Annotated in this window: 18 protein-coding genes and 2 pseudogenes; 3 read left to right on the top strand and 17 right to left on the bottom strand. The window is 31.6% G+C overall.

The features are described 5' to 3' along the window. Positions 1 to 2 precede the first annotated feature (2 nt). Both AC1Q8L_RS15505 and AC1Q8L_RS15500 read left to right on the top strand, forming a co-directional pair. Positions 3 to 1,628: a DnaJ family domain-containing protein gene (locus tag AC1Q8L_RS15505; RefSeq protein ID WP_080451151.1), complete on the top strand. Its 1,626-nt coding sequence runs from the start codon at positions 3 to 5 to the stop codon at positions 1,626 to 1,628. Positions 1,629 to 1,706: 78 nt separating this feature from the next. Next, entirely contained in the window at positions 1,707 to 2,522 is an 816-nt protein-coding gene (locus AC1Q8L_RS15500; RefSeq protein ID WP_098311764.1) for a YwqG family protein, read from the top strand. A gap of 723 nt (positions 2,523 to 3,245) precedes the next feature. Here the strand turns inward: AC1Q8L_RS15500 and AC1Q8L_RS15495 are convergent. Together AC1Q8L_RS15495 and AC1Q8L_RS15490 are read right to left on the bottom strand one after the other, a co-directional pair. Beyond that, positions 3,246 to 3,641: a RidA family protein gene (locus AC1Q8L_RS15495; RefSeq protein ID WP_001169707.1), complete on the bottom strand. Its 396-nt coding sequence runs from the start codon at positions 3,639 to 3,641 to the stop codon at positions 3,246 to 3,248. A 152-nt stretch (positions 3,642 to 3,793) separates the two neighbouring features. Next, the gene (locus AC1Q8L_RS15490) at positions 3,794 to 4,789 is read right to left on the bottom strand and encodes an LAGLIDADG family homing endonuclease (RefSeq protein WP_098311763.1); all 996 of its coding nucleotides are present in this window, start codon (positions 4,787 to 4,789) and stop codon (positions 3,794 to 3,796) included. Between the two features lie 296 nt (positions 4,790 to 5,085). Between AC1Q8L_RS15490 and AC1Q8L_RS15485 the strand changes: the two genes are divergently transcribed. Then, on the top strand, positions 5,086 to 6,048 hold the full coding sequence (locus AC1Q8L_RS15485; RefSeq protein ID WP_001037072.1) for an MBL fold metallo-hydrolase: 963 nt from the start codon (positions 5,086 to 5,088) through the stop codon (positions 6,046 to 6,048). Positions 6,049 to 6,102: 54 nt separating this feature from the next. On the opposite strand, the gene AC1Q8L_RS15480 is transcribed toward AC1Q8L_RS15485, so the two are convergent. The 15 genes and pseudogenes from AC1Q8L_RS15480 to AC1Q8L_RS15410 form a co-directional block, all read right to left on the bottom strand. Further along, positions 6,103 to 6,936, bottom strand: coding sequence for an alpha/beta fold hydrolase (locus AC1Q8L_RS15480; RefSeq protein ID WP_000266020.1), 834 nt, complete (start codon positions 6,934 to 6,936; stop codon positions 6,103 to 6,105). A 66-nt stretch (positions 6,937 to 7,002) separates the two neighbouring features. Further along, complete coding sequence (locus tag AC1Q8L_RS15475; RefSeq protein ID WP_097846691.1) at positions 7,003 to 7,926, bottom strand: hypothetical protein; 924 nt, start codon at positions 7,924 to 7,926, stop codon at positions 7,003 to 7,005. 219 nt (positions 7,927 to 8,145) lie between these two features. Continuing rightward, entirely contained in the window at positions 8,146 to 9,276 is a 1,131-nt protein-coding gene (gene dnaN / locus AC1Q8L_RS15470) for a DNA polymerase III subunit beta (protein WP_098311762.1), read from the bottom strand. Positions 9,277 to 9,306: 30 nt separating this feature from the next. Then, a complete protein-coding gene (locus AC1Q8L_RS15465) occupies positions 9,307 to 9,750 on the bottom strand; it encodes an NUDIX hydrolase (protein ID WP_097846692.1) in 444 nt (147 codons plus the stop codon). 279 nt (positions 9,751 to 10,029) lie between these two features. Further along, the gene (locus AC1Q8L_RS15460; protein ID WP_000706904.1) at positions 10,030 to 10,455 is read right to left on the bottom strand and encodes a GNAT family N-acetyltransferase; all 426 of its coding nucleotides are present in this window, start codon (positions 10,453 to 10,455) and stop codon (positions 10,030 to 10,032) included. Positions 10,456 to 10,705: 250 nt separating this feature from the next. Then, a pseudogene (locus AC1Q8L_RS15455) lies at positions 10,706 to 11,331 on the bottom strand (cadmium resistance transporter). A gap of 250 nt (positions 11,332 to 11,581) precedes the next feature. After that, positions 11,582 to 12,790 carry an L-lactate MFS transporter gene (locus AC1Q8L_RS15450; RefSeq protein ID WP_000815137.1) on the bottom strand — a complete coding sequence of 403 codons (1,209 nt, stop codon included), beginning with the start codon at positions 12,788 to 12,790 and terminating at the stop codon, positions 11,582 to 11,584. 279 nt (positions 12,791 to 13,069) lie between these two features. Next, the gene (locus AC1Q8L_RS15445) at positions 13,070 to 13,213 is read right to left on the bottom strand and encodes a hypothetical protein (RefSeq protein WP_000653680.1); all 144 of its coding nucleotides are present in this window, start codon (positions 13,211 to 13,213) and stop codon (positions 13,070 to 13,072) included. 31 nt (positions 13,214 to 13,244) lie between these two features. Further along, positions 13,245 to 14,220, bottom strand: a pseudogene (locus AC1Q8L_RS15440) (serine hydrolase domain-containing protein). Between the two features lie 101 nt (positions 14,221 to 14,321). After that, on the bottom strand, positions 14,322 to 14,582 hold the full coding sequence (locus AC1Q8L_RS15435; protein WP_001071340.1) for a heterocycloanthracin/sonorensin family bacteriocin: 261 nt from the start codon (positions 14,580 to 14,582) through the stop codon (positions 14,322 to 14,324). Between the two features lie 199 nt (positions 14,583 to 14,781). Beyond that, positions 14,782 to 15,228, bottom strand: coding sequence for an NUDIX domain-containing protein (locus tag AC1Q8L_RS15430; RefSeq protein ID WP_000836831.1), 447 nt, complete (start codon positions 15,226 to 15,228; stop codon positions 14,782 to 14,784). A gap of 16 nt (positions 15,229 to 15,244) precedes the next feature. Beyond that, a complete protein-coding gene (cutA, locus tag AC1Q8L_RS15425) occupies positions 15,245 to 15,565 on the bottom strand; it encodes a divalent cation tolerance protein CutA (protein ID WP_000470501.1) in 321 nt (106 codons plus the stop codon). Positions 15,566 to 15,622: 57 nt separating this feature from the next. Then, positions 15,623 to 16,081 carry a GNAT family N-acetyltransferase gene (locus AC1Q8L_RS15420; RefSeq protein WP_001102684.1) on the bottom strand — a complete coding sequence of 153 codons (459 nt, stop codon included), beginning with the start codon at positions 16,079 to 16,081 and terminating at the stop codon, positions 15,623 to 15,625. A gap of 76 nt (positions 16,082 to 16,157) precedes the next feature. After that, positions 16,158 to 17,081 (bottom strand): nucleoside hydrolase, encoded by a 924-nt coding sequence (locus tag AC1Q8L_RS15415; protein WP_098311761.1) that lies wholly within the window; start codon positions 17,079 to 17,081, stop codon positions 16,158 to 16,160. Between the two features lie 162 nt (positions 17,082 to 17,243). Then, positions 17,244 to 18,605: a family 8 glycosyl hydrolase gene (locus AC1Q8L_RS15410; protein ID WP_001013589.1), complete on the bottom strand. Its 1,362-nt coding sequence runs from the start codon at positions 18,603 to 18,605 to the stop codon at positions 17,244 to 17,246. Between the last annotated feature and the right edge of the window lie 111 nt (positions 18,606 to 18,716).

The following is an 18,716-nucleotide window of genomic DNA, read 5'->3' as shown; positions in this document are numbered from 1 at the left end:
AGGTGACTACAATAATCAGTCCTAAGTTAGAGAAGCTTAAAAATCAATTAAAGAATGGAAACGAAAAAGCTCTTTATACTTTTTTGCATGAAATAAAGTCAAATCACACGCCACTAATAGAACAATGCCCTGCAGATAATCAGTATAAGCTTATAACGTATATATGGTTAGGGGATCAAAACACTGAAAACGTTTATGTATTCGGTAGTTTTCCTGGTTGGGATTTGTCTGTAAATCAATTACAACGATTGTTACAGACAGATATTTGGTATGTAACGTTTAGGACGGATAAGAGTTTTATTTCAACGTACTATTTTTCAGTAAACGATGTTTTCGAAAATGATTGGATAAAGCGTAGTGAACAGTACGAAATAGACCAATTTAATCGAAATACATTTGGAGAAGGTACCAATAAAGCGTCTGTGTTAAACATAGGAATGGAGGTGCAATATAGCAGTCGTTTTCCTTCAAATGATTATCCATCCGGAAAGATTGAAACATATTCTTTTTATAGTTCGATTTTAAATAACACACGCAAAATTCATATTTATACGCCTCATAATTATTCTCACACTTCACATCTTCAAGAACTTCTCATTGTATTTGATGGGAATTCATTCATTAATGACCTTTCAATCACAAAAACACTTAATTATTTAATTTACGAAAAAGAAATCCCATCGTGTATTGCTGTTGCTATAGATCCTGTCGATCGATTAGAAGAGCTAACTTATAACGATAAAATGAATGCATTTTTAACGAAGGAATTACTTCCGTGGATTCAAGCTAAGTATCACGTTTATCAAGAAAAGAATCATACAACAATTGCTGGTTTCAGTCTTGGTGGCTTAGCAGCTTTTTATGCAGCACTTCAAAATCCACATATTTTCGGAAATGTGTTGTCACTGTCTGGATCCGTACATTGGAAAAAGGATAATTATGAAAATACAATTCCTTGGATTGAAAATCAAATTTCATTAATATATTCTAATGCGACTCATCTACATTCTTACATAGCAGTAGGTGAACTCGAAAACGAACCTCTTTTAACGGCTAATAGACGGCTATATAAAGCTTTAGAAGAAATGAAACGCCAAACCACTTATGAAGAGTTTCAAGGCGGACATGATAGCGTATGGTGGCGAGAAAAGCTATTCGATGGATTAAGGGCATTAGAATTTACAAAAACGACATTAGAAAATAAAAAGGAGAGAGAATCTATGAATCAAGAAGAACTAGATAAAAAACTAAAAAAACAAGAGATTTTAGTAAAAGATGAGAAAGTTTGGTCTTATACGTATGAGGATCATATTAGTTCTATCGTTAAACAAGCAGAACAGAAAGGAGCTTTTGATAATTTACCTGGTAAAGGGAAACCTCTTAATCTTGATAAAGATCTTTCTTACAATCCTGAAAAGCAACTTTATAGAACTTTAGCAAATAATCATGTTTTACCTAGGTGGATTGAGCTTTCAAAAGAAATTGATGATTTAAAAGAAAAACTAAAAGAAAATACAAATACTGCAGAAGCAGCGGACTTAATTCGAACTATTAATAAAAAGGTATTAGAACATAATTTACTTTGTCCACCAAGCGCGCAAAAAATGAGGGTGAAAATGGATTTTTAACGATTTTCAATTAAGCTATCGCTTGCTATATAATTAAGTTAGGCATTTTCAATTCATTACTAAAGGGAGGCAAATGTAGTGAAGAATACGTATCAACTTCAAATTCCGAAAGAACTAGAACAGTATCGTAGTATTTTAGAAGAAAGTGTGAAACCGTATGTTAAAGTGTCTGGAACGCAAGCAGAGACAACGCTTTTTGAAAGTAAGTTTGGTGGATATCCGTATTTACCTATAGATCAAGAGCATCCTAAAGACTCAAACGGACAACCTATGATGTTACTTGCGCAGTTAAACTTTGAAGAAATTCCGCATGTTGAATATATGCCTCAAAAGGGAATGTTACAGTTTTTCGTAAGTGCTGGTGATGAGCTTTACGGAGCAGATTTTGATCATCCAACAATCCAAAAAGACTTTCGAATTATTTATCATTCTACAATTATAGAAGATTTAAATAAGGTTATTACTGATTTTAGTTATTTAAACACCTTAGAATTAGAGGACTTTATCATACCTGAAGCAGCGAAATTAAAGTTTGAATTAGGTTATCAACCCGTAACGTCAAGGGATTATCGATTTGAAAAGATGTTTAGTGAGGATATTGATTGGGAAGAAATTGTTGATGAAGAAAATAATACAGAATTAGGCGAACTGTATGATGATTTATGTAAAGATCAAGGACATAAAATTGGTGGATATCCATTTTTCACACAGACAGATCCGAGAGAATGGGAAGAAAAATACCAGCAACATGACATATTATTGCTGCAAATCGATACAGACGATTCATTAAATATTATGTGGGGCGATTCTGGGGTTGCTAATTTCTTTATACGTAAGGAAGATTTGTTAAATCTAGATTTTTCCAATGTCATTTACAATTGGGATTGTTACTAGAAGATATAAATAAAATAATAGCAAACAAAAAATCTTCCTGAAGGTGAGGAGGATTTTTTTATGTTAAAAATAAGCGTTATGTTAACTAGGATAAAAAAACAATGATTGTAATGAAAGTCAAGTCTAAATAACAGAAATAACAACAAATAATGTAAAGTTGTAAAACATGTGCAAATAGCAATAAATTCATTAAGTAAAACATAAAATAAAATTACTAATTTATATTTTGTATAGAAATAATTTTTCTGTATAAAAATTTCTTGCCAATCAAAAATGTTTTTAATTCGTTAAATCTTAAGCGATTATTGATTAAGATTTGCTGTGATGAATTTATAACAAATAAAAACGATAAAAGCTGAAGAAATTTGTTTAGATAAGATTTCATGTGAATTTCACTAAAAATCTCTGTTTCGTCTCATTAAGTATAGTTTACTTGGTTTTTGATACCTGATATTACTTTGTTTCTATAACTACCTATAATATATATTATGTTAACTAACTTTAAATAATAAACTTATTATATGTAAGTTTATTTTGTGATTAGCCTCCCCTCGTTCTTTTTAATCATTCTGTGTGATGGATTGTTTAGTTGTTTGTTTTATAAGTTGTTGATGAAAATGTCTCCAGATATAAATTATATTTAAGACAATAAAAAATGCAATTCGTTTTAACTGAACGCATTAACCGAATTGCATGGATATGATTCATAATAAGTTTTTAAAATTAGTTTGCTACAGCAATTGCTTCGATTTCAATTAAAAAGTTATCGTTAATTAACTTTCTAACTTCTACAGCTGAACTTGCTGGTGGATTTTTAGTATCAATGTATTGATCTCGTATATCTCTAACAGTGGCCATTTGAGAAATATCTGTTAGGAAAAATGTTAATTTTACTACATCATTAAATCTTAATTCCGAAGTTTCTAATGCACTTTTAATATTTTCGAAAACTTGTCGCGTTTGTGTAGCTAAATCACCAATGCCAACTATTTGACCATCAGTGTTAATCGCTACTTGTCCAGATATGTAAATTGTTCGTTTAGCGTTACTAACTTCCACTACATGTGAATATCCAAAAGTTGGTGGCATCGTTTCTGGATTGATAAATTTCTTTTGCAAGGTGTATCTCTCCTTTTTTATCAAGACAATTGTAAAATCTATGTATTTACTATATTCAATCAATAAAATTAAGAATCCTTTATGATTTAAAAATAAAAAACCTTAGAATAGCTATCTTCATACCTATTCTAAGGTTTTTTAAGATTTTATATTTAGTTATCGCTAGTGGACATTGTTAAATTAATCTTTTCATAATCCCTTTTAAATTGATTATCATTTTTTAGCCAACGTTTGAAAGCCGATTCGCTTATTTCTAAATTTGAACAAGTTGTAGTATTACATTTATTTTTCATATATTCTTCAAGGAAATTTTGTTTTCTTTGTTTAACGGCAGTTTGAGTTTGTTTTAATTTTCGATCTTGTAATTGATCTAAACTCAGACTTTCTTTCTGAAACACTTCATATTTTCTATGCAAATAAATATCTTTGTCTTTATAAATCCAATTTGAAAATAGTTGTATTGATTTTCTTCCAGATAAAATAACGCGATAATGTTTGTTTTGATTTAGTAAATCGGCTCGTAAATTGCGATTTTGAAGAATTTGATGTAAAGAATTCATAAAGTTATATGATCCACCTACGAAAATAACTGTATAAGTTTCATACTTGACGTAACCATCCCCATCAAAATACCCACGAACAAAATGATGCAAATATTCTTCTGGTACAAAAGGAAATTCGATGTTAAATGATTTACATGGCATAATTCCGTGTATGTTCATAAGGTCGTCTTTTATTGTTTTGCTATTAATATTTAGCATATATACGCCTGTTTTTTTGTTTTGATAAAGTGGCTGGTTTGTTTTTAGTTCTTTTTTTATATCTTCTAAAATATAATTTTCTTTTTGAGATATACTGACACATTGATTTTCTTTCTGTATAACACCATCTGCTGCTATAAACCCTAAAATATAAGCCATATTGTTTGACCACGTTTTAAAATAATCTTCTGTTATGTCATACTTTCTCTTCCAACTCCCTATAGCGCGCCTTGGTACGTTATTGTCTGATAAAACCATACGAATATACCTTGCAGACACATTAGCAAGTGTAGCGATCTCTGAGGTACTCTTCCCCTCTGCATATAGCTGCGTTATTTCAGATTTTGATAGTTTACATTTTGATTTCTTTTTTCGCTCTATGTGCACTTACATCCTCTCCTTCCTTTCTTTTATTAGAGACATATTTTCTTCTATAACATACAACGAAACATACGTTCTTCGTTGCGTATAAGAAGGAATTTACTAAATAAAAACAATTTACATGTACTTAATATTTGTCTTAGCTGCTGCTGTGCGATTTGTACTTTATAAATACAAATAATGAATTTGACGGATTTATGAAATACAAGGCATTTTAGATGAAAGGTAAAATAATATAGTTTAAACTACAAATAGCTACAATAACAACATACGTAAATTGTTAATCGTAAAAAGGAGAACGAATGAATAAGAAATATACAAATCAAATTCATACTGATATGAGTTTTAAACCGAAAGATATTATAAGTTTAATGACGGATTACTTTAAAATAAAATCAAAGCTGCGTCCTATAAAGGGTTTACCTATCGTTTTATCAAATAAAGATAATGAACCGTTAGAGAGTGTTACATGGTTTGGCCATTCTGCTTCTCTTTTGAAAATAGAAGGTAAAAAACTGTTATTAGACCCGATGTTTGGAGATGCCTCTTCCCCATTTCCTTTGTTTAATAGTAAACGCTATAGTGGTGCTTTTTCTTTAGAACGTGATGACCTTCAAGAAATTGATGCGATTATCATTTCTCATAATCACTATGATCATTTGAATTACAAAAGTATTATGCAGTTAAAAGATCGCGCAAAGCACTTTTATGTTCCAACTGGAGTTGCACAATATCTTATTAAATGGGGTGTTTCGCCTAGTAAAATTAGTGAGCATAATTGGTGGGACGAAATTACGTTTGATAATATTAAGTTAGTATGTGCGCCTGCAAGGCATTTCTCGGGACGTGGTATGACAGATAGAGATCGTTCATTATGGTGTTCATGGCTTATTCTTGGTCAAGAGACTAAAATTTTCTTTAGTGGTGATAGCGGTTATGCCCCTCACTTTAAGGAAATTGGTGATAAATACGGTCCATTCGATCTTACATTAATGGAATGCGGGCAATATGATCCGAGGTGGTCTGCTATTCATATGTTGCCTGAAGAAACGGTACAAGCTCATATTGATGTTAAAGGAGAATTACTTCTTCCGATTCATTGGGGTGCTTTTACGTTAGCATTACACGAATGGAGTGCCCCGATAGAACGTGTTACGAAAGAAGCCAACCGTTTAGGTGTTAAAATTACAACGCCTCAAATTGGCGAATCTATTACGTTGAAATCTACAGACTATCCTAGGTATGCTTGGTGGCGAAAAGTCTAATTATAGTAAAAAGCGAATCTGTCTTATATAGAAGATTCGCTTTTTACTTATTGATTATAATGTATCGTTTACAAACTGATTAAACTTGTCTATTTCTTCAACGAATGGATTATGATTACTTTCTTCAAATTTAGTTAATGCTGCGTTCGGGATTAAATTTGCTATTTCACGAGAAAATATGTAGGGACATTGCGCATCATGCTTACCACAGTATATAAAACTTGGGATTTTTACGAATTTAAGTTTCTGACGAACATCATAATCTTTATATTCAACTTGTCTAAAATAATTTAACCGATTGCCAACTGTTTTTCCGCTATTCGGCAATTTTAATGCCTCTTCAAGCTTTTCTTCAGAATAAAAAGACATAAGTGCCCACTCTCTACTTAATGCTTTTCTTTCTTCTTGTACTATACTATCATCATTTAATGTATTCATAATTGATACGATTCTATTAAATTTTTCATTTTTACTACAGTATATACTATCTTTATGGGATGCATATTCCATACTCGCCGCTGCGCCACCAACAATTATTTTCGTTAAACTTTCTTGTGCTTCAGTCGCATATACAAGAGCTAACATCCCTCCTGTTGAATGACCAGCAAATCCCCACTTATTAATATATAAAGCTTCCCGAATCGCTTCTAAATCTTTAACCGTTTCCGTCATACTAAATTCGGAATCGCTATTTGCTAAATCTGAATTCCCACAACCCTTTAAATTAACTAAATATACGCTATAAAAATCAGTGAATGGGTTTGCAAAAGTATTTCCATTATTGTTATATTCACTATACATATGTGTAACGCATAAAGGTGGCCCTTCTCCCTTCACAAAATACTCAAATTTCCCTCTAGTAGTTTTGATAATATTTGTTTTCCACATATTGAATCTCCTGTCTAAAATTTTTATTTCTATCTGCTTTTAGAAGTGAATTCATAAATAAAAATATTACTTTATTATATTGGATTTCCCACTATCTAAAACTCTATTTGCTGGTACACTGGACATTTCAACCACTGTATTCATACTCTTATCAGTCAGTTCAATGAGTTCGTTTTCATGTTTTATTTTATTTAAATCCCACACCATCCCATGAAATTCATTATGCTGACCACTTACCTGTATAATGCTTTTTGTTTTATTTGAAGGCTGTATTTGAAGATTGGCAAATTGATTCCCACTAATTTCATTTGGCGTAGTTACTTGACTATCCATATAAATCATATTTACACAGTCTTCTAAAGAAAAGTTCATAAAACGATTGGCATTTATCCAAGCTTGTCCGGTGCTCGGTTTTTTTGCTACTAATTTTAGTCCGGTTTCCATTCCTACAATTTTAATGTTTTCGAAGTTAATAAACGAAATTTCATTTTCTTTTCCAGCAGAGTATAAAGAAATTCCGGTACCTTTATTCGTTTCCGTCCAATTAATAATATTTATATCTTTTATTTGTGTTTTGTTCCAAGTGTTATAATATTTATTTTTACCGTCTAAATAAATAACTTCAGAGTTGAATTTAGGATCGTCAATAGCTATATACGCTCCTTCAATGGATGCGTTTTTCTCTAGTTCTAGAACTCTAAAGTTTCCCTCAACTACAAATTGTGATCCATAACCAAATAATAATTTCACACCTTTTTTAACAGTGATTGGTGACGTGATTTTATACTTTTTATCATCAAGCAATACGGTTTTTATTTTACTAGACGCTGCTTTATTAATAGCAGATTGTATTTTTATTGAATCATTTGCCCCTTTAAAGTCTTCTACATACAAGTTAGCACTTTTAGCTGCATAGTCTTTTTTGTTGTATTGATAAAAAGCAAAAATAATTAAAACTATACCAATGAGTAAAACAATTATTTTCTTCATCGTACTCACCCCATATCGATTAATCTATGGCTTTTATATTTAGGTTATTATTATTTTGCTTTGTATTTCAGTTTACCATTGCTGCTTTGTCTATGAATTATATTATGTAGGAATTAGTAAACTGTTTGCTATACTAATACATCATTCTTATAATGTATTAATTTATGATTTCATAAAACAAAAGTCTGCTTGTACATAATGTAATCCCTTCCTCTATCCCTAATAAGCTCTTACTGGTGATATAAGATGTACTGCTACAGATTGCTCTCCTGCTTCAATCAATATCGGTCTCATAGAACCGCCAAAGCTTAAAGTAATCGTTTCTTCTTTTATTGCTCTTAAAGCATCAACCATAAAACGCCCATCGAAAGATATATTTAATTGTTTTTCACCTTGAATCGCATCTATTTGTTGCGTTTCGGATATTTGCCCAATTTGAGAAGCGTTTGAAGAAATTTTAATTGTAGATTCGTTTATGATTTCTAAGTTAACATTGTTATTGGCCCATTCACTTGCTAATAAACTTGATCGGTCTACACCTTGTAATATCTTTTTTCTATCTATGTTAATAATAGTTTTAAAGTCATTTGGAATAAGGTTAGAAATATTAGGATATTTCCCTTCAATTAGTCTTGAATATAATGTAGTTGTTCCGAGCGTAAATATAATATGACTCTCTGAAAGGTAGATATATACGAATTCCGAATTGCTGTTCATTAATTTTAGAAGTTCACTAATGGTTGCGCTTGGTACAATACAATTTGCTTTTACATCTGAGGAAAGTCGCGCTTCACGTATCGCTAGTCTATGTGAGTCAGTTGCAGCACAAATAAACTTATTATTAGATAACTCTATATGCACCCCAGTAAGAACAGGTCTAGATTCATTTTTCGCTACCGCAAAGACTGTTTGTTTAAATACTTCAATCAATTGCTCTGTCTCTATCTTGATTTCTGCATGATTGTCTATAAGCGGTACATTCGGAAACTCATCTGCAGGAAATCCATTTAAACTTAATGTGATTTCTTCTGATTGTATCTTAATAATTTGCTCATTCTTACTTTTTATTGCTATATCACTTGGCATTTTCTTTATTATTTCAATGAAATACTTTGCAGGTACAACAATAGTTCCTGCCTTTAAAATAGTTGCAATCTTTTCGTCTTCAATTGAAACAGGAATGAATTTTTCGATAAAAATATTCGAGTTACTTGCGATTAAAGTAATTCCAGATTGATCTGCAGTTATTTTTATACCAGATAATATAGGAATTAAAGATTTTGTTGATATTGCTTTACTTACTTCTGAAAGTGCTTGAGTGAATTGTTTGTGATTAACGATAAACTCCATGTTTTCCCCGCCTTACATGAGATAATATTTTTATGAAGATTGATGAACGATTGTTCCGTTAAAAAAGTACGGTACTGTTTCTTTCCTTTGTAATAAATCTAGTAAATGTTCTGGTATGCGTAAATATGGAGCTGCTATATGTAATTCCATCCAAGTAATCTCTTCGATTTCTTTTGGCCTTGATATATATGTCTCCCCGCCGATTATTTCGCCTAGAAAATTAAAGAAAATCGCATGATGATCTCTTTCCTCAAAAAAAGCTTCGCTGATAGAACAAATCCCGTTTACATTTATATGTAACCCTGTTTCTTCATTTACTTCTCGAATTACTGCTTCTTCTAACGTTTCTCCTAATTTAACTGCGCCACCTGGTAATGTATAATAAGAACCATTTTCCCCTTTGTTTTTTACCATTAAGATCTTTTCGTTTGTTTTATCGTATAAAAGTGCATATGTAACATTTACTTTTTTCATATGTACCTCCTCTATTTTTAATAAAAGGAATTTTCTGTCTTCTATTCATTTTACCATTAACTCCTTTTAATATATATAAGTTAGTTAAGTCTTGCCTTTACCATTATTGGTGGAATTAATAAGAATAGGCTACTGATATAAAAAAAGAACGTACCTTAGGAAGATTATCCAAAGTACGTTCTTGCAGTTTTAGAATAAAAATTGATTCAATTAATACTGAAATTAATAATAACCTCGCCCTTATTGCATGTGTATTCCAAATACTAATGTTAACAAATTCTATATACTTTTTAGCCGTTTTTCTAAATAATAATGATTATGTCCTTTCGGATGATCTTCACTTACTCCGATTACTTTATATCCATGCTTCTTATAAAAATCAGGAGCTTGGAAACTAAAAGTATCTAAATTGATTAACCTGCACTCTTTTTCAATTGCAAATTCTTCAATAAGTTTTATTAACTTGGTTCCGTAACCTTCATGCCTATATTCTTCAGAAACCCATAGAAAGTCAACGTGTATATGGTGCCAAAAAGTTATTGCTGTTACCCCACCTACTATTTCTTCTTTTTCATTTCTTACTATGAAACTAACCTTTTCTGAAGGTGTTTTTTCTTCATCTGCGAGATATTTTTGATTATATTCAATTACTTTCTCTCTTATGTAATCACTATCTTCTTGTACCCACTGCTGTACTATTTTCATTTTAAGTATCACACTCCTTTTACGATAGCTATTCAACTTCAAAATTCTAATGTCCTGTTTAAATAATAGTCGTAGATCACTAATACAATTGTTTCATTTCGCTAAAATAAAAAAAGCCCTACTACATTTCATCTGTAATAAGACTTATATACGTTGTGTAGAATCTAATTAATCTCAATGAATGTAATTGCTCAAAAAATATTAAAATTGTTCAATTCTTTTTTATGAAAACTTCCGTTATTTCAACACCTTAGGAGAATAGTCCAATTGTACCACTACGAAAAAGAATGAACATTCCTAAACCAATTAGAACAATTGGAACAATAATATGACAGTTTTCCTCAAGTACTTTAGCTAGTATAGGAGCTTTTATCAATTTGTAGCTAATAAAACACCATATCGCTATCATGGAAAAAAGATAACTAATGTAACGATATTTGTTTCAAGAGTTTGACTAGCAAACATTGGTATATAAATCGAAATATTGTCAGCTCCATTAGCTAATGTAATTGAAGCTACTTTAAATAATGAAACAGTAACGTTATCGATAACTTCATTACTTTTATAAGAACGAATTGACAATAGTCCTTTAACCCCCATATAAATTGGCACTAATCCTAATAACCCAATCCACGAAACAGGAATGAAAAAAGAGCTTAAAGACCCAATGATACTTAGAAAAATAATCATACTAAATCCTAAATATTGTCCAATAACAATATAAAGTTTTTTTCTCGTAGCTTTTTCGCGGACAGCTCTTCCTTCTTTCCTAATTACTTCTGTTCTTACTTGTGAAAATAAAACAAGCAGTATAAAAATGTCATCAATATTTGTTGTAGCGAATGCCACAACAGAAGAAATTATGGTTGTAATCAATAAAAGCCAACTACTTTCATTGTAAACTTATAAGAAAATAATGGTCTATGAATGAAGTGCACGTTCCATCACAAAGTTGGTTAACTGTAATTTTCTAAATGTTTTTAGCAACATGTTAGTTCCTTTATAAAACAATATGAATATTCTAAGTATCTGCTACTCATTTCATTTTAAATTAAATAACTCTATTCTCTCTACACAAAAAATGTTTTGTACTAAAAAGAGCCCTATATTAGGACTCTTTTTAGTATTACGCCACTTTCCGATGTAGATGTTTTAGTTCCTTTGTCTTCTCTGCAGTTGGTGGACGGATTAATATTGAAATAATGAAGGAAATAACACTTAAAACACCAATTATAATGAAAGTTGGTTGAAATCCTCCAAGTATCGCTCCAATGAATGATCCTGCAAGCGCACCAAATCCGAAACCTTGGTAGACAATCCCGTAATTTGTACTATGGTTTTTTAATCCAAAGAAATCTCCGACAATAGCTGGGAATATAGTTATATTACCGCCGAAGCAAAAGGCGACACTTGCTACACAAGCAAAATAGATCCCGTAATTTAGCGGAATAAAACTTAAAGTAAAGACTGACAAACCTATAATAATAAACGTTGCAGAGACAATTTTCATTCGCCCGATTTTATCTGATAACGTCCCAAGAATGATTCTACCTACTGTATTAAAGATTGCAATCATAGCAACGGCGTTTGCAGCGGTTGCTGCGCTAAGTCCAACAAGTTGTACGCCGATATCTTTTACCATACTGATTAAATACAAACCACCCATACACGAGGTGAATAACATAAAAAATAGCAGATATACTTGTTTCGTTCGCATCATTTCACGCGGAGTATAGTCATTGTGTAATGTTTCAGTTACAGCATTACTTACAATTGCCTCACGTAAGAAGAACGATCCGATTAACACTAAAAGTAACACGATAATACCCCAATATAAGAATGCTTGTGATACACCAAGGTTATCGATAAGATTTCCGTTTATATATCTAAAGATTAAGCTGCCCATTCCATACGCTGATACAGATATACCTGAAATAAGCCCTTTCCGATTTGGAAACCATTTAATTAAATTAGATAGTGATGTAATATAAGCTGTTCCATCCGCATAACCAACAACGACACCAGCTAATAAATATAATAGTGGTAAAGAAGAAACTTGTGAACTAAGTATTAAGCCGAGTCCTAAAACAATTCCTGCAGTAGCAATAAGTTTTCGAAGTCCTAATTTTTTCTGCAACTTGGCTGCAAATAAAGTTGAGAATGATAAAGAAAAACTAGTTATGGAGAAAGTTATCGCTACTGAATTAAGATTCCATCCAAACTTACTTACAAGGGGTTGATTAAATAAACTCCATGTATAAATTGTTCCAAGGCCAATTTGAACAATGATTGTACCTAGAACAATTAGTAACGGATTTATAGAAGTTTGTTTCATACTAACTGTCCCCTTCTTTTATCTTGACATGAATTTTCACAGTTAGTATATCCATCATAAATTGCAAGATACTGTACGGAAAATGGTAATTAAGTTCATATACACAAAAAGACACTTCATAAAGAAGTGCCTTTTGCAGGTTATATCAGATATTTCTAAAGAAAGCTTTGTTAAGATAAGACATTTTCAAATGCTTATGTATATATGTTATCAAATAATTTCTTAAATGTTATGAGACTTAAGACGTATTTTTCATTCATCATATAGTCGGATGAAAAATTAATATTCGATTTCATCAAAATCTTTCGGCTGCGGTACAGTTTGCATATTAGCTGCATCTTTAGGATCGCTATAAATTGCATTTTGCTCTGTATTTACATCTTTTATATTTTGCTTTTTATTTTTGTTCACTTTATCTTTCATTTTCAATCACTCCTTTTTGTTATAGGAGTAATTATGCCCTATTACCGTTACTAAATGTATCAGCGACTAAATTACTAAATTCACGTAAATAATATAAGTAATTATCACCACCGTAGTTATATCTTTTATTATACATTTTTGCAACAACTACATTATATTCAGGTATTACTAAAATAGTCGGTCCAGTAATCCCTAATATTTGATACGACCCTTTTGGAATACGTTCACCAAGTTCGCTTAATTGTGCAGGCTCATTTTGGATGAACCAAAACACCCCATTTTGTGGTAGCTCTTTGTTTATGTAGCGATTTTTATAACTTCTTTTGGAACAATTTGTTTACCATCTATCATACCTTGATTTAAATGAAGATTGCCCCACTGCGCAAATTCTCTAGTTGAGACAAATAAATTTTTTTCAATACCGTCATCTACCGTACCAATTTCACTAATTGCGTCTTCATTTGGATCATTAACAACGTCAACTAAATTTTCATCTCGCTGAACTCTCCAACCTGTTTCTTGAAAATTAGCAGGTTTAAACACATGCTCCTTTAACAATTCAGGAAAACTTTTGTTATATAGCTGATAAATAAGACGTGTCATCATTCTTACATTAATATCTCTATACGCCCATGATTGTCCCGGTGCAAATTCACGAAAAATTGTCCTGTCATTCGTTTCTTCTAATCCGTGCGAATGTGTTACTAAATGTCTTATCGTCGTTTTACTAAGCAATGCAGGATCAAAGTCTTTAAAATATTTTATCGCTTCATCATCAATAGAGTTTATTTTCCCCTCATAAAGCGCATACGCTATTTTCTAGCAGAAGTAACGTTAAATTGTGAAGATGCTGTTACTTTCTTGCTTGTAGATGTATTTGAGTGATAACCACTATAATGCTCTAGTACGATTTTATTATCTTTTATAATACAAAGTGCTGTAGCAGAACTATGATTTTTTTCTTTTATATCCTCTACCCAAGAAATCAACTTATCATATATATACAAATAAATCCCCCTTAATACACATCAAAATTACAGCATGAAAGAAAAGTGCAAAATAGTTTTTACACCTTTCTTTCATATAAAATAACTTGGATTTTCTATACTTAAATAATCCACCAGTTCCAGCAATTAAAGCAACTAAAACAGCCAGCGCAACCTACGCAACGGCCACCACAACCACCACATCTACCGCCGCCACAACCACCACAGCGTCCACCACAACCGCCGCATCCGCCGCAACGACGTGCATCGTCTTGAATGTAGTAGTATGGATATTGACTTTGGTGTTGATCCCAATACACAACATTACCAGTTTGATAATCATTAAGGTTTAATGTTTGTAGTTCATGTTGAAACTGATTCATTACGAACCCCTCCATTTATAAATGTAAATTCCGTCCAAATATTAAAGTTAATAAATTCTTGTAAACAAAGTAGAAACAAGACTATAGACTAAATGCGTACATCAACAAAATATGAACTTACACTAGGTGATGTACCTTGTTTTTTAGCCTATTTTCTTTATATTCATTCGATGGACGTATTTACTATAAATAAAGTGATTTAAAAATTACTAATCCAACAATTTAGGAGTTCATCATTTAACTTACTTTCTAGTAATTCCTTTACTAAAGGCATTGGCATGATTTCATAATGATTTAAGGCTTCTTTATTATAAGCTATCCAGTGAAATGCTAAATGAGACTCGCTAGATTTCGGTGTTAAATCCGTATGTAAATCTTGTGACTCTACTTCAAAAATGTGGTTAATTTCATGATGAAGAACTTCTTTATCTTGCCATTGATTTTCTATGACGCCTAAAAATTGTTGTATACTACAGTTTACTCCAAGTTCTTCTCTTAACTCTCTTTTTAATGCATTCTCTGCTGATTCTCCAATTTCAACATGGCCACCAGGTAAAAAATAATGATGGCCGATATATTCAGCAACTAATAATTTTTCATCTTTTATCATGACTGCTCGTACAATATGATGAAATTTACTTTTCAATTGATATTCCTCCTAGTTATTTAATGTATAGTTTCTCAAAATAGTCATTTAGTATTGGTATAATATAAATCATAGGTGTTTCATACGGATGAATATCATTAATAACTTCAAGAGCATCTTTTACAAGTTCTCGTTTACACTTTATTTCAACTTTACATTCTTGTCCTTCGCATATTTGACCAATTTCTCCATTAAAAGGAGATGCCTCTTCTAAAGGTCTCCAATATCCTTTCACTGAACTATAGGAAAGACAATGGTCATATTCGCCCGTTTTACATGCTCCAATTTTATTTAATTCATCCCTTAATGTTTCAATATATTCTTTAGGAATGAACACTTCAATTTTCGCTTCAGTAAATTGAAGTGTTCATTTCACACCTTTACTTCCTAATAGTTAAACAAATAAACGATATACTTGCTCACCATCATACTCCTGCCCTAATGATATGAAACCATATCGTTCATATAATTTCTTTGCAGAGATATTATCTTTATGTACGGTTAATCTTATTTCTTTACACGATTTAAAAGTATTTTTTATTATATCAATACTTTCTTGTAATGCTGCTTTTCCATAACCATTACCTTGCTGCGATTGATCAATAATAAATCCGTTAATCCAATACATATCCGATGTCTCTATTACAACAGCATGCATAACAAAACCAACCATAAGGTCACCATCGTATATAGCGAATGGTATGTACTCTACATTGTCACCATCTGGTTTTATATATACTTTAGCAAGCGAAACTGCTACGGATGGAACAAATTTCAACTGATTTCCTTTAACTTGTAGCTTTAATGCCTCTTCCCAATTTTCTCTCGTAACAACCTTTAACTGGACATTCAATATTGTAAGCTCCCTTATATAGAGGATGTATGTTTATATTCAACGTAGTGAAATAATTCCCTTTTTCGACAGCAACTTATAACATGATTTTTATAAAATCTTGAATGAATTTTTGTTCATCTATTTCTAGTGCTATATGTGCTCCATCAGATATAGAGCTAGGGCGAAAATCAGCAAATGTTTGTCCTTTCGTATCTCCGTATGTATCTACATTTACTGTACGATGCACAAATTCAAAAAAACTTGGATTTACTAATCCACTTATTGCAACCACATCATGTAGCAAAGGTCCTTCGATAGATGGATTAAGCTTTTGGTATGCGGATAGATAGTAATCATACATGGGTTTCATTATCATATGAAATGGATTCTTTGTATTAGCTTGAATATAGTTAAATACATTTGTTGTTAACACAGCTTTGTTTGTTACATTTAAAGGGAATATTAATAAATTCTTTGCTTGATGGAAAACAATTTTACTTGCTATAGGATCTCCATACACGTTTGCCTCCGCTAATGGTGTTACATTTCCTACTTCTAAAAAGACACCACCCATGAAATAGATTCCTTTTACATTCAGCATTAAGTCACTCCATAAATTAAAAGCAATTGCTAACGAGGTAGATCTTCCTACATCAACAATCGTTAAATCTTTTCCGTACTTTATAAGAATCGCAGCAATACTGCCGAAATTATATATTGGAATAGATAATATATTTTCTGGAACATGGATGGGCCCTAATCCTTCTGCTCCGTGAATTTCAGGATAGTACGTAGTGATTTCTTCTGTAAGTGGTTTTGTTGCACCACTAATGACAGGAATGTCTTGTCTATTTGCTAACTGTAAAATATACGCTGCATTATGTGCAGCATGTATATGCTCAACATTTCCGTATCCGGTTACAATACCGACAATTTCAATTTCGGGATGCAGTAAACCATACATAATGGCAAATGAGTCATCAATACCTGGGTCTCCGAAAAATAATACTTTTTCCAAGAAATACTCTCCCTTCATAAAAACATAGAGTCATCAATAACTATGTATATGAAAAAAGCAAGTATATCTATGCGAATTTTAGAATGGATAATGTTTTACAAAACATTAAAAAGGAACTAGCGAATGCTAATTCCTTTCTTCAGTAACCATTCTCAAATTTAATTAATTATCGTATCCTTCATAAATTGCATCATTTATTAGATTTTGTGTTTTTTTATCATCAGGTACAGGCTTCCACCAATTTCCTGTAATAAATAACATAGTTAATAAATTATAACTATCACTAAAATAACTTTCTCTCTTATTCTTCATCCAATCCCAACCACTATTTACCCACTTTTGATTATTGCTACTCGTTATACTTGCAGCAATAAACGGTGAAACAAATACAGCAGTTGGATAACTACCAATATTGGATCCATTTAATTGATAACCATCCACAATTTTAGAAGGATTTCCATTCGTTTTATTTTGAATCCATGAAGAGACTTTATCAGAAATGACTTTACTTCGCTTCTCGCCGTACATCGCATAGTCCATTACAATTCTTAAAGGTACTCGACTAGCATTATAATAATATGCATTTGTATATTCTGACTCATCTAAGAAGTCTTTAGGTGCGGGTTGTGGTGGGTTTTTTACAACGAAATCTGAAATAAGTCCTGTATTTGGAGAGTACTTATTACTAAATTGCGTATAAACATCGTACAAATTATTAATAACAGTAAGCCAAGTTTTATCACCTGTAAATTCATAAAATGCTCTAAGGTGTGACATCATCCAATCAGATGGTCTCGTATCAAGTGAACTTTTAGAATCCCAATCTCCTAAATTTAGTTGGTTATTATTTGTAACATTACTAGCTTTAATACCTTTTGTAATCATGTCTTGTGCTTCTTTCAAATAATTAACTGTTCCATTAGATCCCCACTGCTTATGAGCAAGAAGAAGAGAATACGCAATATCTAAATCCCCATCAGTAGCAGAATCAAAATGACCTTGTGCTTTTTTACTATCTGCGACAACCCATCCCATTAAATTAGGATTTTGAGAGCTTTTAAAAGTTCTTGCTGTTTTAAATAAACCGTCATAGATTTTTTGAGCATTCGAATCATAACCAGCCATTAATACTGTAATTATCATCCCATACCCTTGACCTTCTGAAGTTCCAAGTGGCTTAAACCCATCCGCATCACCTGTAATCTCTCCTTTTACGTAATAACCACCAGGTAAAGAAGATAAATCATTTTTCAAATATTTCTTTTTCCAATTATCGTAGTAACTTCTTACAGAAGCATTTAAACTTTCCTGTGTAACATGATTCGGTTTTATAACACCTGCATAATTAACTTGCTGGGGAAATGGTTTCATTTCCTTTGCAGCAGCTACTTGTTGATTAACTACGGGAATAGAATTTTGTATTGAATTGTCCGTTACACTTGCTGCGAAACTAGAATTAGAAAAACTAGCTAGTCCGATTCCTACAATAGAAATACATGTGAAAATTTTTCTTTTTCCATTCATTATGTTGTCAGCTCCTTTTAAAATGCTTACTACATAAAATGTAACATACAATATTTAACTGAAATACAAAATATTATATTTATCAACATAAGAAAGAAACTATATAAAAAA

It is taken from the genome of Bacillus sp. GW823-FHT06A11 (assembly GCF_058795355.1).
Note: the sequence above shows the minus strand (reverse complement) of the source record. Positions and strands in the feature narration are given on the sequence as shown.